The organism is Acidobacteriota bacterium (assembly GCA_034211275.1).
Taxonomy (GTDB): domain Bacteria; phylum Acidobacteriota; class Thermoanaerobaculia; order Multivoradales; family JAHZIX01; genus JAGQSE01.
Genome location: JAXHTF010000032.1, coordinates 1 through 17,629, shown reverse-complemented (window position 1 = coordinate 17,629; position 17,629 = coordinate 1). Strand labels below are relative to the sequence as shown.

Sequence of the window (17,629 nt, the reverse complement as noted above, 5' to 3'; positions counted from 1 at the left end):
GTGACGAAATTCTATCCGACCGGAGGAATCTTTGCTGCTCTCCTGGAGAGGGAGCGATCAGGATGCCAGCTGCTGAAGAGCTTGTTCGCCGAAGCTCTCCCACCGCTCCCGCAACACCTCCGCCGTCAGATCCGCCCGCACTCTAGGCGGAAAGTACGCTGCGAAGGCTTCGAGATCGCTACCGGCGAGCCGGGCCTGGCGGACGGTGGCGCAGAGGTCGTGGTGGGGGAGGAAGCTGGTGTCGAGGGGATGCTGGGTGAGATAGCGGGTGGTGAAGGTGGCGAGAGCCTTGGGGCCGAAGAGCCAGTGGATCTCCGACCGGGCTTTGGCCAGGTCGATGAGGGGATCGCCGACCTCCGCATCCTCCCAATCGATCACCGCCACCAGCCGCCCGCCGCGCCAGAGGGTGTTGCCGGGCCAATAGTCGCCGTGGAGGAGGGCCGGTGGGTGGACCTGGGGCGGTGGGCCGGCGGATTGGAGGGCTTCGCGGAAGCGAGTGGGGTCGAGGGCGAGATCTTGGTTCGACCCGTGGGCTTCCAGCTCAGGGCAGGCAGGTGCTCGGCGCGGTAGCGAGGTGGGGTCGAGGCGGGCCAGGTCGAGGCAGGACAGATCGACGCGGTGGATCGCGGCGAGGTGGTCCGCCAGCTGATGGACGTAGGGCTCCTCATCCTGGGGCGCGAGGTCCATCTCTCCCTCGACATAGCCCAGCACCTGGTAGGGAGCGGGGAGGATCTCGCCGGTGAGGTCGAGGTGGATGGGACGGGGGACTGCCAAGCCCTGGCCGTGGAGGGCTTCGAGGAGCCGAAACTCCCGTTTCGCCGCGGTGGTCTCCGGACGGCCGACGGAGTCGTGGCGGTGTTGCCGGACGATGAAGCGGTGGAGCTTGCCGGTGGGCTCGCGTAGCTCCAGGGCGGTCATCTGGGCCGAGCTGCCTCCTCCAAGCCTCCAAACTTGGGAGTCCGTCGCACGGGGAACGAGCTGTTCCAGTAGAGCGTCTGGGAGCGGAAGTTCCTCGGTTTCTTTCATGCTGCTTTTCCTATCGAGCAGTCTCTCGACGAGATGAGATCGGGAGATTGCGCGGGAACTTCACAAGCAGGTCCGTCAATACCAACGAAGCCATAGTCGACAACTATGACCAGGAAAGGAGTCACATCATGGCGACCTGTGGATTGTGCAACGGAAGCGGGAACTGTCAGGGAACCTGCGGCGGAACCGGAGACAACGGTTCGGGGCCGGGGAGCTGCGGTGCCTGTCACGGGACGGGAAGTGTAGCCGCTGCAACGGCACTGGGCGGACCTGAGATCACGAGGCGCGGCGGTGACCATCGCCGCGCCTCGCTTTCCAGCTCAACTGTCACCACTCACTCCCAATCCTCCACTCGCAGCCCCACCACCCGCGTGAACTCCCGGGTGTTGTGGGTCACCAGCACCAGGTCGTGGGCGCGGGCGGTGGCGGCGATGAGGAGGTCGTTGGGGCCGATGGTGCGGCCCTCGGATTCCAGCTCGGCGCGGATCAGGCCGTAGTGCTCGGCGCAGAGGGCGTCGAAGGGGACGGTGGGGAAGGGCTCGAAGAAGCGTTGGAGTAGAAGGAGATTCTCCTCTACCCGCTGGCTCTTGCGGGCACCGTAGAGGAGCTCCGCTTGGACCACTGTGCTGAGGCGTAGGTGGCCCGGCTCGTGCTGCTGGAGGCGCTGCACGAGCCGGGGGGAGGAGCCGTTGAGGAAGCGGATGCAGGCGTTGGTGTCGAGGAGGTAGGTCACAGGCGGTCCCGAACCTCCGCCGTGCCCTGGTCGCCCCGCTCCAGGGCGGGACCACTCCAGCCGCCGGCGACCTCCTCGAAGAACCCGTCCGGCCACCCGCTGCCGATCTCCTTGCGGACGATCTGGGCGATGTATCGGGAGAGGGTCAGCCCCGCCGCCTCGGCACGGCGACGCAGCTGGTCTTCCACTTCGCTGGGGACGTAGAAATGCAGTTGGGCCATGACGGTGGCCTCCTTTCGTGGGGTGGGCCGCAGCCGCGGGCTCAGGGCTTGGCTCGGAGGCTTGGGCGGCGGTGATCGAGGGCTCGGCTTCCGGAAGGGAAGCTTGCCGTTGGTGACGGTGTTGGTGGTGGGCTTGTCGGTTGCCGGCTCGCTGGTCTCGGGTGGAGTGGTGAGGCACCTCCTCGTGGCGGTTGCTCGGAGCGACTATGTGGACTATGTGCATGCTACACATTTCGGGGGAGACGTGCAAGGTCGAATCCATCTTCGCCAGCCTCCTCATCCCGTCACCCGCCGATCCAAAGCCCGATACTGAATCGCCTCCGCCACATGGGCCGAGGTCAAGGTCTCCGAGCCGGCGAGATCCGCCAGCGTGCGGGAGACCTTGAGGATGCGGTCGAGGGCGCGGGCGGAAAGCCCTAAGCGTTCGAAGGCGCGGTCGATGAGGGTGGTGGCGGCCGAGTCCAAGGAGCAGTGCCGCCGCACCTCGTTGGCGGTCATGGCGGCGTTTACCGGGGCCGGATGGTCGGGGCCGAAGCGGGTTCGTTGGATCTCCCGCGCCGCCAGCACCCGTGCCGCCACCGGCTCGGTGCGCTCGCCGGGTTCCGCCCGCAGCTCGTCCAGCTGCACCGCCGGCACCTCCACGTGGAGGTCGATGCGGTCCAGCAGCGGGCCGGAGATGCGGCGGCGGTAGCGTTCTACCAGCGGTGCCGAGCAGCGGCAGTCGAAGCGTTGATCGCCGAGATGGCCGCAGGGGCAGGGGTTCATGGCCGCCACCAGGGAGAAGCGGGCCGGGAAGGTGAGGCGGGCACGGGAACGCACCACGGTGATGGAGCCTTCCTCCAGAGGCTGGCGGAGGGCTTCCAGGGTGTCGCGGCGGAATTCCGGCAGCTCGTCCAGGAAGAGCACGCCGGTGTGGGCCTGGCTGGCCTCACCGGGGCGGGGCATGGAGCCGCCGCCCACCAGGCCCGGGGTGCTGATGCCGTGGTGCGGGCTGCGGAACGGGCGCTGGCGGATGAGGCCCGACGGCGGCTGCTCGGCGACCAGGGATTGAATCTTGGTCACCGAAATGGCCTCTGCCATGGTCAAGGGCGGCAGCAGCCCCGGCAGGCGGCGGGCGAGCATGGTCTTGCCGGAACCCGGTGGGCCCACCAGCAGAAGGTTGTGGCCGCCGGCGGCGGCGACCTCCAGGGCGCGGCGGGCGGCCCGTTGACCGCGCACGTCCGCCAGGTCGGGGATGTCGCCGAGGGTGATCTCATCCGGGTGGGGCGCCGGCACCGGCTCCAGAGGCCGATGGCCCAGCAGGTGCTGGACTAGATCCTCTAGAGCGTCCACGGCGACCACCGGAATGCGGTCCAGGGCCGCCGCCTCCGGCGCGTTGGCGCTGGGGAGGATCACCTCCTTGGCGCCCCGCCGGTGAGCCAGGTCGGCGATGGCCAACCCTCCCCGCACCGGCCGCACGGTACCGTCCAACCCTAGCTCCCCGCAAAGCAGGCGTCCTTCCAACACCTCCTGAGGCACGTGGCCGTGGGCCGCCAGCAACGCGCCGGCGATTCCCAGGTCCAGGTGATTTCCTTCTTTCCTCAGGTCCGCTGGAGCCAGGTTGACGATCACCGCCCGGGGCGGGAGATCGAAGCCGCAGTTCTTAATCGCCGACCGTACGCGTTCGCGGCTCTCGCGGACGGAGGCATCGGGGAGACCGACGATCTGCGTCTGCGGCAAACCGGGGTGGACGTCCACCTCGATTTCCACGGCGCGGGCGTCGATGCCCCACGGGGTAGCGGATTGTGCTTGAGCAATCATCACCCCCTAGGACGCAAAGGGGGTGAGGGATCTGGCAGGTTTCTCGAGGTTTTCTGCGAGCGACTCGCAGAGCTGGGTTGGGGCGTCCGATCAGTCGGAGGCTGAAGCCTGACTGGGAGACTGTGGAGCGGGGAGGCGGAGCCGAGCACCGGCGGGCAGGGTCACGTGGTCGACGTGCCCGGAGGCGACGGGATCTTCGAGAACGCAGTGCACGTGGGTGGTGGAGCCCATGTGGGTGAAGACGCCCTGATGCTCGGTGGAGTAGAAGCCGACGAGGGTGCCGTCGGCCCGAGCGAGGCTCGAACGAACGCCGGCGGAGCGGTGGGCCTGGTGGGAGCTGGGGCCTTCGGGAAGCTGGCTTCCGTCGATGACGTGCCACTCCAGGTCCTCGAGCGCTCCTTCGACGAGGAAGGGGAAGGGCCCTTCGACATCGAAGCCCGCTCCGGACGCCAGCCGGCGGATCTCCGCTCCGAGGCTCTCGAAGGGAATTGGCTCTTCGAGGGTCAGGCTCTGCCACTCTGTAACCCGAGAGGAGACCAACAGAGCCGCTCCGGCTTCGCTCTGGCCGGTGACCTCGACGCGGGGTTCCCCTGCTGCGGGATAGGCCAGGTAGGCCTGCCCACCGAGGACGGTGATCTCTCCCGCCAGCTCCGCCAGAGCGCCGACGGCGCAGACCTGGGGATCGGGGAGCAGGGAGTTCAGCGACACCGCAGCGCCGATCGCTCCCTCGTGCATCATGGCGCGGAGGGATCCGTGGGTCTCCACGGGGGAAGCAGAGCTCCCTGCCCAGGCGGTGAGGGCAAGGCCGAGGGCGGGAGCGAGGATCAGGATGAGGAATAGGGGGCGGTGGAGGTTCGGTTGCATAGAGAGTCCTCGGAGGTTTGGGTCTCGGAGTTTCCGGTAGGGAAGCGAGCGTCAGTGGAAAGTCGCGACTCGTCCTTCAATATGGGATAATAGCGAATTGACTCGTAGTTTCGGAGACTGGAGAGATCCGGCTCCCCTCGCTTGAACTTGGATCCGGAGGTGAACTTGAGCCAGAATCCACCCTCCTACCCGGCGCCCGTCCGCGGCGCTGAATCTCGTCCCAACGCACTCGCTGCAAGCTTTCCTTCCCGTCAGCGGTACCGCCTTGTTGGCTGGTCCCTGCTGGGCATCGGCTTCCTACTCCTCGCTGCCTGGACCTTCACCGCCCGCGGCGCTTCGCTGCCTTCCAAGCCCGACATTCCCGAGATGGAGGATGGTGTGCCGATGGTCGCAGCGGCCGGCTCGGTGTGCGACCTGCTGGAGCTCGACCGCCGCTTCGAAGAGCGGAGCGGTTTGAGCGATATTTTTCAGCCCGACACCCTCAGTTTTTCCCTGCACTTCAAGCATGTCCACAGCCCCTACCGGCGCATGTCGGCCTTTCTCATGCCCGGCGAGACCTTCGAGCTGGAGGCGGTTTCCTCCATCGGTCAGCCGGAGTTTCGAGCCTGCTCCTGGGGTGGAACCCTGCAGCACCACGACTCGGCCCGATGGTCCTGGACCGCTCCGGAGGAGCCGGGGATCTATCGGCTCTACGTCGCTTCGCCGACCACCGGCGAGGCCCAGCAGCTGCATCTTTTCGTCATGGTGCCCTACGAAGGTGAGCGGAGCCTGGAGGGCTACCGCATCGGGCAGTACCAGAGCCGCCCGCTGCGCAACAATCCCGCCTACAACGTGCCCCAGGGGATGGTGCGGGTGGATCGGCCGGAGGATCTGGACATTTGGGTGACGCCGCACTTCCAGCTGCGTCAATTCCAGTGCAAGCAGGCCGGCGACTACCCCAAGTTCATCATCGTCAAGGAGAAGATGCTCCTGAAGCTCGAGCGGCTCTTGGAGGAGGTCAACCGCCGGGGCATCGACGCCCGCACCTTCGCCGTGCTGAGCGGTTTTCGGACGCCCCAATACAACGCCGCCATCGGCAATCCCACCACCTACAGCCGCCACGCCTACGGCGACGCCGCCGACATTTTCGTCGACGAAAATGGGGATCAGCGCATGGACGACCTGGACGGCGACGGCCGCGAGACGGTGGCCGACGCTCGAATCCTCGCCGGCATCGTCGAGGACCTGGTGGGGGACGATACCTTCGAAGACTTCATCGGTGGCCTAGGCCTCTACGGTCCCAAGCCTCATCGCGGGCCCTTCGTGCACGTCGACACCCGCGGTTTCAGGGCGCGCTGGTAGCCAACTGCCCCAACTCCGCCAACGCCGCGGCGATGATGCGGTCGCGGCCGTAGATGTCGGGGAGGAAGTGGGGCGCTCCGGTGAGGTCCAGGAAGGCGGTTTGGTAATAGAGGATCACCGGAATCGGTCTGGGTAGGGGGACGCGGGTGGTCTGCTTGCCTTCCAGAGCCTTCTCCAGGCGTTCCCGGTCCCAGGTCTCACTCCCCGCCATCACCAGCTCCGCCAGGTCCAGGGGCTTGGACAGACGCACACAGCCGTGGCTCAGGGAGCGGCAGGCGATGGAGAAGTCGCGTTGGGCCGGGGTGTCGTGGAGGTAGACGTCGTATTGATTGGGGATGAGGAATTTGATCTTCCCCAGGGAGTTGCCCGGCCCCGGGCGCTGGCGGAAGCGGTAGGGGAGGGTCTTGGCGGTGAGCTCTCCCCAGGGAACGGTGGCGGGGTCCACCGCCGGCGCGCCTTCGTCCCAGCTCGCCAGCACCTCGAAGCCGTTCTTCTCCAGATAGCTCGGATCCTTCTGCACTTTCGGCAGGATCTCCTTTGCCGCGATGGACGCCGGCACGTTCCACGGCGGGTTGAGCTCTAGGTGGGTCATCTCGCTGCGGAAGACCGGTGTCGGCCAGCTTTCCCGCCCCACCACCACCGCCATCTCCAACGCCGGCCGGCCCAGGGGGCCATAGGCAACTAGCTCGTAGTGGGGGATGTTGACGACGATGCGCGCCCCCCGTTCAGAATCCCTCTCGCCGCCGTCGGTACTCGACCGGCGGCTCAAGCGCAGGCGTTCGAGGTTGATCTCGATCTGCTGGATCCGCTCGATCACCGGGCGGTTGAGCTGGGCCAGGGTCCTGGGACCGAGCTTGCCGTCCTGCTCCAGGCCGTGGCGCGCCTGGAAGCGCTGGATCGCCTGCTCCAGTAGCTCCGGGAAGATCACCTGCCGGTCTTCCGAGGTAGCGAGCTGCATCTCCCATTCCACATCCAGCGCTCCCACCTCCTCGGCGTAGAGGTCGCCCTCCGCCAGCAGCCGGGCTACCAGCGCCTGGGCGCGATCCACCGGCAGGCTTTCCCCCACCGCCAGGTCGTCCCCCGCCGGCACCGCGGGCCAGCCGCCGTGGCGGGCCAGCTCCCGATAGTGGGAGAGCATGTGCCGTAGCTTGCGGGTTCGCTGGTCGGGCGCTGCGAGCTGCTGGCGCAGAGGGTCGAGGGAGCCCGCCCGGAAGCACCGCTGGAGGAGCAAGACGGCGTCGACGGAGGGGGGCTGCGCCGCCTCCATGCCGACGGCGGCGGGATCGATGCGGCCTTCCAGCTCGTCGAGGATGAAGGCGAAGAAGACGGTGCTCAGGGCGACATCGAGGCCGATGCGCTCGTCCGCTGATTTGCGCTCCTCGCGCTCCGCCACCGCCAGGCGACGCTGGAGGTCGGTGACGGAATAGGTCTCCGGCCGCAGGCCCAGCTCGTCCGCTCGGCTCAGCAGGCGGAGGAGGTCGCGGGCCAGGGAGACCGGGCGCTGGCCGGAAAACCAAGCCGGCCGGAAGTCCTGGTCACGGTAGAAGCTCCGCCGCAGCTCGGCGATGCGCTGTCGCCGCTGGGGGCTGGTGGAGCGCATCAGGCGAGCGTCGGCGGTGGAATCTTCCAGGGCCGACGCCATCAGGGTCCACTCCATGCTCGGCAGTTGGCGAGTCAGGGCCTCGAGGGACTGAGCACGAGCCGCTGGCGCCACCAGCACCAGCACCAGCACGAGGACGGGCACGGCGAGGATGGGGGCCAGGAAGAAGCGGCGGAGGGGTAGACGCTCTCTCATCGGGCTGACTCTATCGCCCCTCCCGGGGCCGTTGGAATCCGGCGCCGGAGGAAGCCTAAATATGGCATCCTTGGAGCCGTCCGCCACGGACTTCCATCATTTTGCCCATGACCCGTTCTTCCATCATTTTGCCCATGACCCGTTCTCGCCGCATCTTCATCGCCACCGCCCTTGGTTGCGCCCTCGCCGTCATGCTGGCGGCGGTCTTGGTGTTGCTCCTGGCCTGGTGGATGGAGCGCCTGGAAGCTCCGCCGGCGCATCCGGAACAGGCGGCGGTTCCCCGCATCGAGGAGACCTTGCGGGCCGGCCTGAGGCCGCCACCGCCGTCCCCTCAGCTGCTGCAGCGGGCCCGGGGCTTGATGGGCGAGGTTAGCGAGCACTCTTGCGGCCCCTACCTCTTGCTCACGGACGTCGAGGACCCTCAGCTGGTGCGTTCCTGCAAGAGCCTGGCGAGCTCCCTTGATCGGGTCTATGAGGAGAGGTACGGCCTCGATCTGGACGGGGCGTGGGCGCCGGAGGGGGCGCTGGTGATCTTCGCCCGGCGGGGAGCCTTCCGGGAGCTCGCCCGCCAGGAGGGCGGGCCGAGGGTCGGCTACGCCGGCTACTCCAGCGGCTCCCAGAGCGTGGTGGTGCTCACCGCCGAGGGAGCCCAGCAAGCGGAGCTGCTGCGCACCCTGACCCACGAGCTCACCCACCTGGTGAACCGCCGGACCTTGGGCAGCGGTCTGCCTCGCTGGTTGTCCGAGGGTTTGGCGGACGGCGTGGGGGATAGTGCCGTTGCCGGTGGCTGGCTGGCGCTGGAGGGGCTGGCCGGCGTCGAAGGGCCGGCCCGGCGGCTCTATCTGGCCTACGGAGAGGCCATGGTGCCGAGCCTGGAGCGTCTCCTCTCCCTTCAGCGCGGCGACTTCGACCGCGGCACCGTGAGCTTCGACTACGAGCAGAGCGCCCTCTTCGTTCGCTATCTGCTCCACGACGACGCTCTGGCGGCAGGCTTTCGGGCCTATCTGCAGCGGCTGGCGGCAGGGGAGGAGTATGACGCCGAAGCTCTTCGGGAGAGCCTGGGGCGATCCTGGGGAGAGTTGGATCGAGGGTTGGAGGCGTGGCTTCAGCGGTCCATGGAGAGCGGCTGAAACCGAATCCCGGAGACCGGCATGGCCCGCGGCTGGGATTTGAGATAGACTCTCGCCGCCTTTGGACGCAAAGGCTTTAGCGACCACGGCCCGTTGCCGCTCTGGTCTTCCGCTCCGGTCAAAACCCACCGTTCGCCGCAGTCCGCTTGCCGGAGCCGAGTCATCCTATGCAGCCGACCTCCCCTAGCCCTTCGCCTTCGCCCATGCCCAGTCTTTCCTGGGCAGGATTGTGGGCGACCTTGCGTTCGGTGCTGGTGCCGGCGGTGGTGTTGGCGTTGGTGGCGGGGTTGGCGGTGGGGCTTTGGGTGCAATTCTTGATGCCGCCGCGGTATCTGGCAGCGGCGGTGCTCTTGGTGCCGGGAACGGGCAATCGCAGCGGCGCCAACTTCCTGGGCCTCCAGGGCTATCAGCAGCTACTGGAGAGCGACGAGATCGTCCAGCGCACCGCCCAGCGGGTCTCGGAGACCTTTCCTGACCGCTCCGTCGAACCGGAGATAGGCCGCGAGCTGCTGACCCGCCGTATCGGCGACGGTCGCGGCGGTCCCGAGGCGGCCCGCCTGCTGCGGGTGGAAGCCCGGGGGCAGGAACCGGACGTCACCGCCGCCCTGGCGGAGACCTGGGTGACGGTCTTTTTGGACAAATGTGCGGATCTGGCGGATCGGGGCTTCGACGAGCGCACCGCGGAGCTGGACGAGAAGCTCGAGGAGGCGGAGGCGGAGGAGGCGCTGTTGACCACCGAGCGCCAGCGCTTGAGCAGCCTTATCGACGGCTCCTATCAGGACGCGGTGCTGGCCTGGGATCGCCGGTTGGCGGAGCAGCGGGCGGCGGCACGGCGGGAGCTGGCGACCTTCGACGAGGAGACCGCGGAGCTGGTGGCCGCCTTCTATGGCCGTCACGAGCTGGTGATGCGCCGCCTGAAGGTCGATGCCCTGGCGGAGACCTATCGCGCGCTGATGCTCGAGGAATCGGGCCGGGTGCTGCTGGAAGAGGACGACGAGCCGGCGGAGTCCCGGGATCCGGAGTCCTCGGAAGCCGAGAGCCGCTTCGATCCTTGGCGCAGCCCCGAAACCGGCGACGACGACGGAACCGGCGACGACACCAGTGAAGCGGCGGAGGAGCCGAGCTTCCCGGAATCCTATGTTCGTTCCGGCGACGATCTGCTGGAGATTCGCCGCAAGCTGATGACCAAGGGCGACAAGGTGCGCCGGGACGAGATTCTCCTGGAGACCCTCAAACGCCGCCGGTCCATCGAGCGCCAGACCCTCGAGGAGCGGCAGGAGACTCAACGCCAGGGTCTGCTGCGGGAGCGCGAGCTCGCCCTCTACGCCGCCGCCGATCAACAAGCGGATCAGCTGCTGGCGGTGGAACGGGATCTGCGGGACACCGAGACGGTGGTCAACAGTCTCATTCGCCGGCGCAGCAATCTCGACCTCAAGCGCGGCGGCTGCGACGTGGAGATCGCAGCAGCGGCGGTCAAACCGGCGCGGCAGGAGCCCCGTCGGACCCTGATCAAGGCTTTGATCGGCGTGCTCCTGGGCGCCGCCCTGGGGCTGGTGCTGGGCCTTGCCCGCCATGCCGGCCGGGCTGCCGGGAGCACCGCCTGAACGGAGCCTCTTCGACGAAAACTCTCGGATTCTCATCGCATGAAGGAACCGGCAGCGTCCCCGGTCGACGGGATCGGCGCGCGCCGTAGATTTGGAGGAAACACGTGGCCCATAACCATCTCATCGATCCCCATGGGGGGCGTCTCGTACAGCTCATGGCGGAGGACGGAGAGCGGCAGGAACTGCGCCAGCTCTCCCGCGACTGGCCGTCTCACAACCTAACGGACCGCCAGTTGCGGGACCTGGAGCTGCTGCTGGTGGGCGGCTTTTCGCCCCTGGAGGGCTTTCTCGGTCAGCAAGACTACGAGAGCGTCCTGGACTCCCTGCGCCTCGCCGACGGCACCCTCTGGCCCATGCCTATCATGCTCGACCTCGACGCCGAGCTGACGGAGCAGCTGGAAGAGGGGAGCTGGCTGGCCTTGCGCGACGTCGAGGGTGCCATGGTGGCGGCGTTGCAGGTCCAGGAGCGCTGGCAGCCGGATCTGGAGCGGGAGGCCCAGGCGGTCTTCGGCACCACCGACGATCACCATCCCGGAGTGGCTCAGCTCATGTCCCGGAAGGGGCGTTGGTACGTCGCCGGCCGGCTGGTGGGCATGGACGGCCCGACCCACTACGATTTCCGCATCCTGCGGCACACGCCGGCGGAGCTGCGGGCGGCCTTCGCCAAGCGCGGCTGGCGCAAGGTGGTGGCCTTCCAGACCCGCAACCCCATGCACCGCGCCCACCTGGAGCTCACTCTGCGGGCCGCCAAGGAGGTCGAGGCCAATCTGCTCATCCACCCGGTGGTGGGGCCCACCAAGCCGGGAGACGTGGACCATTTCACCCGGGTGCGCTGCTATCAGGCGGTGCTGCCGTTCTATCCCCAGCACACGGTGATGCTCTCGCTGCTGCCCCTGGCCATGCGCATGGGCGGCCCCCGGGAGGCGCTGTGGCACGCCATCATTCGCAAGAACTACGGCTGCACCCACTTCATCGTCGGTCGCGACCACGCCGGTCCCGGCAATGACCGCGACGGCAATCCCTACTACGGTCCCTACGAGGCCCAAGAGCTGCTCTCGGAGCACCAGGAAGAGCTGGGTATCCAGATGGTGCCTTTCCGCATGATGGTCTACGTCGAGGAACGCGATACCTACATGCCTCTGGACGAGGTCCAGGAAGGACAGCGGGTGCTCAATATCTCCGGCACCGAGCTGCGGCGGCGGCTGTCCGCGGGACACGAGCTTCCGGAGTGGTTCACCTACCCGGCGGTGGCGGAGGAGCTGCGGCGTACCTATCCCCCGCGCCATCAGCAGGGCTTCACCGTCTTCTTCACCGGCCTCAGCGGCGCCGGCAAGTCGACCATCGCCAACGTCCTGCTGACCAAGCTGCTGGAGGCCGGCGGCCGGCCGGTGACCCTCTTGGACGGCGATATCGTGCGCAAGAATCTGAGCTCTGAGCTAGGCTTTTCCAAGGAGCATCGGGATCTCAACATCCGGCGCATCGGCTTCGTCGCCTCGGAGATCACCAAGAACGGCGGCATCGCCATCTGCGCTCCCATCGCGCCCTACGAAGGGGTCCGGCGGGAAGTCCGCCAGGAGGTAGAGAACGGCGGCGGCTTCGTCCTCGTGCACGTGGCGACGCCGCTGAAGGTGTGCGAGGAGCGGGACCGCAAGGGGCTCTACGCCAAGGCTCGGGCCGGCATCATCCAGGAGTTCACCGGAATTTCGGATCCCTACGAGGAACCCAAGGACGCCGACCTGGCACTCGATACCAGTGACCTCTATCCGGAGGAGGCGGCCCAGGCGGTGCTTCTGCACTTGGAGAAGGAAGGCTTCATCGGTCCCCAGCGGAATCCCTGAGGGGAACGGTCCCCGGGGGAGTCATTTCCTCCGGGGAAGGTCGGACCGCGGTGAAGAACCCGGAACTATGAGAAGGAGCTAGGGCATGTCCAGCGCGCAAGAGTTGCAGCGCAGCATTGAAGACGGCAGCGCCCGGGTGGCGGTCATCGGTCTCGGCTATGTCGGCCTGCCGGTAGCGTTGAGCTTCGCCGAGACCGGTTTGACGGTTCTCGGCTTCGACATTGATGCCGCCAAGGTGGAGAGTCTGAACCAGGGCCAGTGCTACATCCGGCACCTCGACGCCGGCCGTCTCACCAGCGCCTTGGAGGCGAAGCGCTTCGAGGCGACGGTGGATTTCGACCGCCTGGCGGAAGCGGAGGTCATCGTGGCCTGCGTTCCCACACCGCTGGACGCCTACCGCCAGCCGGATCTGAGCCACGTGGTGCACACCACCGAGGCCATTGCCCGGCGGCTGCGGCGGGGGCAGCTGGTGATCCTCGAATCCACCACCTATCCCGGAACCACCGATGAGGTGGTGGCGGAGGTGCTGGGAAAGAGCGGGCTGGCGCTGGGGGAGGACTTCTTCCTCGCCTACTCGCCGGAGCGCGAGGACCCGGGGAACCCGGACTTCAGCACCACCGACATTCCCAAGGTGGTGGGAGGAACGGACGAGGCGTCCGGCGACCTGGCGGAGTCCTTCTACCGCCGGGCCTTCCCGCAGGTGCATCGGGTTTCTTCGGCCCGTGCCGCCGAGGCCACCAAGCTGATGGAGAATATTTTCCGGGCGGTGAATATCGCCCTGGTGAATGAGCTCAAGGTGGTCTACGACAGCATGGACATCGACATCTGGGAGGTGCTGGACGCCGCCAACACCAAGCCCTTCGGCTTCATGCGCTTCAACCCCGGCCCCGGCTGGGGTGGCCATTGCATTCCGGTGGATCCGTTCTATCTGAGCTGGAAGGCTCGGGAGTACGGCCTGACGCCGCGCTTCATCGAGCTTGCCGGGCAGGTCAATGTGGAGATGCCCCGTTGGGTGGTGGACAAGCTCCAACAGGCCCTCAACCAGCGCCGCAAGGCCCTCGCCGGCAGTCAGGTCCTGGTGCTCGGGCTGGCCTACAAGAAGGATATCGACGATCCCCGGGAGAGCCCGGCCTTCGAGATCATCCACCGGCTTCTGGAGCTGGGGGCGGAGGTCTCCTACCACGATCCAAGGATCCCCAAGGCGCCGTCCATGCGCAGCTGGCCGGATCTGCCGGCGATGGAATCCCGCCCCCTAACCGCCGAGACCCTGGCGGCCACCGACGCGGTGCTGTTGATCACCGACCACTCGGACGTGGACTACGATCTGGTGGTCGAGCATGCGCCGCTGGTGGTGGACACCCGCGGCATCTACCGCCGGCATTTGGACAACCTGGTCCGGGCCTGAGGGGGTGGCGATGGGGGAGGATCCTATGGAGTCGGCACGGACGGAAGCAGCTTCGGGGCGCGCTGCGGCTGGGGACTGGCAAGGGGTACCGGTGCTGGTCACCGGCGGCGCCGGCTTCATCGGCTCGCACCTGGTGGATGCTCTGGTCAACGCCGGCGCCGACGTCCGGGTGCTGGACAATTTCGCCACCGGCCGCCGGGAGAACCTGCGGGCCGATGGCTTCGAGCTCGTCGAAGGGGATTTGCGGCGGGCGGAGGACTGCCGTGCTGCGGTGGCGGGCCGGCAAGTGGTCTTTCACCAGGCGGCGCTGGGCTCGGTGCCGCGCTCCATGGCGGACCCCGCCACCTCCCTGGAGGTCAACGTCGCCGGTACCGCTCGCCTCTTCGCCGAGGCCCGGGATGCCGGCGTCGAGCGCATCGTCTACGCCTCCTCCTCCAGCGTCTACGGCGACCACCCGGGGCTGCCGAAGGTGGAAGGGGTGGAGGGCAAGCCCCTCTCCCCCTACGCCCTTTCCAAGGTGATGAACGAGGAGCTGGCGGAGACCTTCGGCCGCTGCTTCGAGCTGCGTTTCATCGGCCTGCGCTATTTCAACGTCTACGGGCCGCGGCAGAATCCCCACGGCGCCTATGCGGCGGTGATCCCGCGCTTCTTCAGCGCGTGCTACGCCGGCGAGGCGCCGGTGATCTACGGCGATGGGGAGCAGAGCCGCGACTTCACCTTCATCGACGACGCCGTGGCCGCCAATCTGTGCGCCGCCGGCGCTCCGGAGGAAGCCTGGGGACGGGCCTACAACGTCTCCGGCGGCCGGGAGGTGACGGTAAATCGGCTGGTGGAGCTGGTGCGGGACCTCGCCGGCGGGCCGGAGCCCGAGTATCAGCAGCCGCGCCCCGGCGACGTCCGCGCCTCGCTGGCGGATCTCAGCGCCTCTCGCCGACTGCTGGGCTACGACCCGCAGGTGGTGCTGGAGGAAGGGCTCCAGCGCACCCGCGCCTACTACCGGCAGCTGAGCCCGGCCTCCTCCCCGTGAGCTGACGGCCGTGGACCGCCGACCCCAGGATTCTCCGCCGATCCCCGCCCCGGAGAGCTCCGGTGGGCTGGGGCGCCGTCTCTCGGAGGCTCTGGAAACCCTGCTGCGAAGCCAGGGCTTGGGGGCGGTGCTCCTGCGCGGCGGCGGCGGCGCTCTGCTGGTAACCCTCGCCGGCACCGCGGTGAATCTCGGCTGTCACGTGCTCCTGGCCCGCTGGCTGGGGGAAAAGAGCTACGGAGTCTACGCCTACTGGCTCACCTGGGTGGGCATCCTCGCCCTGCTCTCCCGTCTGGGGCTGGAGACCGCGCTGGTGCGCTTTCTGGCCGGATATCGGGCCCAGCGAGAGTGGTCTCTGAGCCGCGGTCTGCTGCGGCGGGCGGATCAGCTCTGCTTGCTGGCGGCGGTGGTGGCCGGCGGCCTGGGTGCAGGGGCGCTGATGGTGTTGGCACCGCGGCTGGAGCGGGAAATGCTGGTGGCGGGCTGGACCGCCGCCCTGGTGGTTCCGGTACTGGCGCTTCTGGGGCTGCGCAAGGGCGCTCTCCAGGGGCTCTCGCGGGTGGTGCGGGGGCAGGTGCCGGACGCCCTTCTGCGGCCCCTGCTGCTGAGCGCCGCGGTGGCGGTGGCCTGGTGGCTCGGCGGGGCTCGCTCGGCGGTGATGGCCATGGGGCTTACCGTCGCCGCCTGGACCGGGGCTTTGCTGCTGGCTTGGCTGTGGCAACGCCGAGCCCTCGGGGAAGAGGGTGGAGCCGGAGCCGAACCCGCCTACCGCACCCGCGCCTGGCTGCGGGTCTCCCTGCCGCTGCTGCTGGTCTCCGGCATGCGCCAGCTACTGAACCAAACCGACGTGCTGCTGGTGGGTATGCTGCTGGGCCCGACGGAGGCCGGGGTGTATTTCGTCGCCGCCCGCATGACCCACCTCATCTCCTTTGGCCTGGTGGCGGGGAACGCCGTCGCCTCACCGCTCATCGCCGAGAGCCACACCCGCGGGGAAGAGCAGCGGCTGCAGCGGCTGGTGACCCTCAGCTCTTGGGGCGCCACCGTTGCCGCCGGCGGCTTGGCGGTGGCTCTCTTCGTGCTCCGGGGACCGGTGCTGGGGCTCTTCGGCGGGGCCTTCGTCGCCGGTGGCGCGGTGCTCGGCATCCTCGCCGCCGGCCAGGTGGTGAACGCTGCCACCGGTCCCGTGGGCCAGCTCCTCAACATGACCGGGCACCAGGACGCCAACGCCCGCATCCTGGCCTGGATCACCGCCGCCAATCTGCTCTTCAGCTATCCCGCCATCCTGCTCCTGGGCAGCGTCGGGGCGGCGGTGGTGACCAGCACCCTGGTGGCGGCGAAGAATCTGTGGACCTGGGTGGTGGTGCGGGAGGTGTTGGGGATCAATTCCTCGATTCTGCCGCTGCCGGTACGGGGCACCGGAGGCTCGGGATCATGAGCCGTCGAGCTTCTCGAGCTCAGCCACCGCTGCCCAATCTCATCGTCGGCGGTGCTCAGCGGGCGGGCACCACCAGTCTGCACTATCTGCTGGCGGGGCACCCCCAGATCTACTTTCCGGACAAGCCCCAGGAGATCCACTTCTTCGACGTCGACGGGGCCTACGACCGGGGGCTGGAGCACTACCGCCGCCTCTTCCGCGGCTGGCAGGAGGAACCGTGGGTGGGGCAGACCTCGCCCCTCTATCTCTTCGAGCCCTCGGTGCCGGAGCGCATTCACCGCCACCTGCCCCAGGCGCGGATGATCTTCATCCTGCGTCAGCCGGTGGCCCGGGCCTACTCCCACTATTGGTTGGAGGTGCGCTACGGCTGGGAGACGGAGAGCTTCGAGCGCGCCCTGGAGCTCGAAGAGGAGCGCCTCGCGGGCGGCTTCGACGCCCGGCGCAACTACTCCTATGTCGCCCGGGGACGCTATGCGGAGCAGCTCCAGCGCTACCACGATCTCTTTCCCCGCCGGCAGATTCTGGTGCTGCTGCAAGAGGAGCTGCGGGCCGATCCCGAACGCTTCATCGGCCGCTGTGCCGAGTTTCTCGACCTGCCGGCGGAGGGTTTTCCGGCGCCGGGAGGGCGCGTGGCTCACCGCAACGCCGCCCGCCTGCCCCGGTGGCCGAGGCTCCAGCGCTGGGCGCGGCCGGTGCGGGAAGTCTTCCCGCGCTTCGGGTACCTGGTGGACCGGCTCAACCTCCAGCGGCGTTCCTACCCACCGATGGCGGAGGACACCCGCCGGCGGTTGGAGGAGCTCTTCGCGCCGGAGATCGATGCCTTCGAAGAGCTCACCGGAATCGACGCTACGGTCTGGAGGCCGAAGGATTGGAGGCCGCGATGACCGACAACGTTTCGACCGCAGCGGTGGAGCTCCTGGAGAGCCTCGGCCCGCTGCTCATCACCGGCGGCCGGCAGCGCGCCGACGCACACTTCCGCGACGAGTGGCACCAATATCGGGAGGCCCGGATCCTGCGCCTCGATCCGCGTAGTGGCGAGGCGGAGGTGGTGGTGCACCACACCAGCCCGGAGGAGGCCCGGCCGGCGGAGCAGCCGTCCTACGTGTTCAAGAGCGCCACCGTCGCCGGCGGCCGGCTCTATGCCTGCACCCAGACCGAGGTCCTGATCTACCAGCTTCCTGACCTGGAGCAGGTGGGCTATCTTTCCTTGCCCTGCTTCAACGATCTGCACCACGTGCGCCCGGGGCGCCGCGGGCACCTGCTCATCGCCGTCACCGGTCTCGACCTGGTGGTGGAGGTGAGCCTGGAAGGGGTGGCCACCCGCCGATAGTCGACGCTCTCGTCGAAGCGCTGGAAGGGCTCCTCGTCCTCCAACACGCTCCACCGGCGGGTCACCTCCCCTTCCAGGCTCAC

15 protein-coding genes are annotated in these 17,629 nt (G+C 68.1%); 9 read left to right on the top strand and 6 right to left on the bottom strand.

Annotated features, from left to right (window positions below):
• Window positions 1-57: 57 nt before the first annotated feature.
• From SX243_07780 to SX243_07760, 5 genes are all read right to left on the bottom strand, one after another.
• Window positions 58-918 (bottom strand): phosphotransferase, encoded by an 861-nt coding sequence (locus SX243_07780; protein ID MDY7092855.1) that lies wholly within the window; start codon window positions 916-918, stop codon window positions 58-60.
• Window positions 919-1,360: 442 nt separating this feature from the next.
• Window positions 1,361-1,759: a type II toxin-antitoxin system VapC family toxin gene (locus SX243_07775; protein MDY7092854.1), complete on the bottom strand. Its 399-nt coding sequence runs from the start codon at window positions 1,757-1,759 to the stop codon at window positions 1,361-1,363.
• The gene (locus SX243_07770) at window positions 1,756-1,980 is read right to left on the bottom strand and encodes a hypothetical protein (GenBank protein MDY7092853.1); all 225 of its coding nucleotides are present in this window, start codon (window positions 1,978-1,980) and stop codon (window positions 1,756-1,758) included. The genes SX243_07775 and SX243_07770 overlap by 4 nt, the downstream gene beginning before the upstream one ends.
• 276 nt (window positions 1,981-2,256) lie before the next feature.
• Window positions 2,257-3,780: a YifB family Mg chelatase-like AAA ATPase gene (locus SX243_07765; protein MDY7092852.1), complete on the bottom strand. Its 1,524-nt coding sequence runs from the start codon at window positions 3,778-3,780 to the stop codon at window positions 2,257-2,259.
• 90 nt (window positions 3,781-3,870) lie between these two features.
• Window positions 3,871-4,644 (bottom strand): acetolactate decarboxylase, encoded by a 774-nt coding sequence (locus SX243_07760; protein MDY7092851.1) that lies wholly within the window; start codon window positions 4,642-4,644, stop codon window positions 3,871-3,873.
• Window positions 4,645-4,809: 165 nt separating this feature from the next.
• On the opposite strand from SX243_07760, the gene SX243_07755 reads away from it, so the two are divergent.
• A complete protein-coding gene (locus SX243_07755; protein MDY7092850.1) occupies window positions 4,810-5,985 on the top strand; it encodes a D-Ala-D-Ala carboxypeptidase family metallohydrolase in 1,176 nt (391 codons plus the stop codon).
• Here SX243_07755 and SX243_07750 read toward each other — a convergent pair.
• Window positions 5,969-7,780 carry a L,D-transpeptidase family protein gene (locus SX243_07750; protein MDY7092849.1) on the bottom strand — a complete coding sequence of 604 codons (1,812 nt, stop codon included), beginning with the start codon at window positions 7,778-7,780 and terminating at the stop codon, window positions 5,969-5,971. The two genes, SX243_07755 and SX243_07750, sit on opposite strands and share 17 nt — an antisense overlap.
• Window positions 7,781-7,887: 107 nt before the next feature.
• Between SX243_07750 and SX243_07745 the strand changes: the two genes are divergently transcribed.
• The 8 genes from SX243_07745 to SX243_07710 all read left to right on the top strand — a co-directional run bounded on the left by SX243_07745 (window position 7,888) and on the right by SX243_07710 (window position 17,546).
• Window positions 7,888-8,910 carry a hypothetical protein gene (locus SX243_07745; protein ID MDY7092848.1) on the top strand — a complete coding sequence of 341 codons (1,023 nt, stop codon included), beginning with the start codon at window positions 7,888-7,890 and terminating at the stop codon, window positions 8,908-8,910.
• Between the two features lie 239 nt (window positions 8,911-9,149).
• The gene (locus SX243_07740) at window positions 9,150-10,514 is read left to right on the top strand and encodes a hypothetical protein (GenBank protein ID MDY7092847.1); all 1,365 of its coding nucleotides are present in this window, start codon (window positions 9,150-9,152) and stop codon (window positions 10,512-10,514) included.
• 122 nt (window positions 10,515-10,636) lie between these two features.
• Window positions 10,637-12,352: a bifunctional sulfate adenylyltransferase/adenylylsulfate kinase gene (locus tag SX243_07735; protein MDY7092846.1), complete on the top strand. Its 1,716-nt coding sequence runs from the start codon at window positions 10,637-10,639 to the stop codon at window positions 12,350-12,352.
• An 85-nt stretch (window positions 12,353-12,437) separates the two neighbouring features.
• Window positions 12,438-13,757: a nucleotide sugar dehydrogenase gene (locus SX243_07730; GenBank protein ID MDY7092845.1), complete on the top strand. Its 1,320-nt coding sequence runs from the start codon at window positions 12,438-12,440 to the stop codon at window positions 13,755-13,757.
• A 25-nt stretch (window positions 13,758-13,782) separates the two neighbouring features.
• Entirely contained in the window at window positions 13,783-14,784 is a 1,002-nt protein-coding gene (locus tag SX243_07725; GenBank protein ID MDY7092844.1) for an SDR family oxidoreductase, read from the top strand.
• A 10-nt stretch (window positions 14,785-14,794) separates the two neighbouring features.
• Window positions 14,795-16,216 carry an oligosaccharide flippase family protein gene (locus tag SX243_07720; protein MDY7092843.1) on the top strand — a complete coding sequence of 474 codons (1,422 nt, stop codon included), beginning with the start codon at window positions 14,795-14,797 and terminating at the stop codon, window positions 16,214-16,216.
• Entirely contained in the window at window positions 16,213-17,100 is an 888-nt protein-coding gene (locus SX243_07715) for a sulfotransferase (GenBank protein ID MDY7092842.1), read from the top strand. Before SX243_07720 ends, SX243_07715 begins: the two co-directional genes overlap by 4 nt.
• The gene (locus SX243_07710; protein MDY7092841.1) at window positions 17,097-17,546 is read left to right on the top strand and encodes a hypothetical protein; all 450 of its coding nucleotides are present in this window, start codon (window positions 17,097-17,099) and stop codon (window positions 17,544-17,546) included. Before SX243_07715 ends, SX243_07710 begins: the two co-directional genes overlap by 4 nt.
• Window positions 17,547-17,629: the final 83 nt, after the last annotated feature.

What these genes read in the sequence shown, in the direction of transcription:
- SX243_07780 (MDY7092855.1), bottom strand. Translation starts at nt 918, where the DNA reads ATGACCGCCCTGGAGCTACGCGAGCCCACCGGCAAGCTCCACCGCTTC.
- SX243_07770 (MDY7092853.1), bottom strand. Translation starts at nt 1,980, where the DNA reads ATGGCCCAACTGCATTTCTACGTCCCCAGCGAAGTGGAAGACCAGCTG.
- SX243_07765 (MDY7092852.1), bottom strand. Translation starts at nt 3,780, where the DNA reads ATGATTGCTCAAGCACAATCCGCTACCCCGTGGGGCATCGACGCCCGC.
- SX243_07760 (MDY7092851.1), bottom strand. Translation starts at nt 4,644, where the DNA reads ATGCAACCGAACCTCCACCGCCCCCTATTCCTCATCCTGATCCTCGCT.
- SX243_07750 (MDY7092849.1), bottom strand. Translation starts at nt 7,780, where the DNA reads ATGAGAGAGCGTCTACCCCTCCGCCGCTTCTTCCTGGCCCCCATCCTC.
- SX243_07745 (MDY7092848.1), top strand. Translation starts at nt 7,888, where the DNA reads ATGACCCGTTCTTCCATCATTTTGCCCATGACCCGTTCTCGCCGCATC.
- SX243_07730 (MDY7092845.1), top strand. Translation starts at nt 12,438, where the DNA reads ATGTCCAGCGCGCAAGAGTTGCAGCGCAGCATTGAAGACGGCAGCGCC.
- SX243_07725 (MDY7092844.1), top strand. Translation starts at nt 13,783, where the DNA reads ATGGAGTCGGCACGGACGGAAGCAGCTTCGGGGCGCGCTGCGGCTGGG.
- SX243_07715 (MDY7092842.1), top strand. Translation starts at nt 16,213, where the DNA reads ATGAGCCGTCGAGCTTCTCGAGCTCAGCCACCGCTGCCCAATCTCATC.
- SX243_07710 (MDY7092841.1), top strand. Translation starts at nt 17,097, where the DNA reads ATGACCGACAACGTTTCGACCGCAGCGGTGGAGCTCCTGGAGAGCCTC.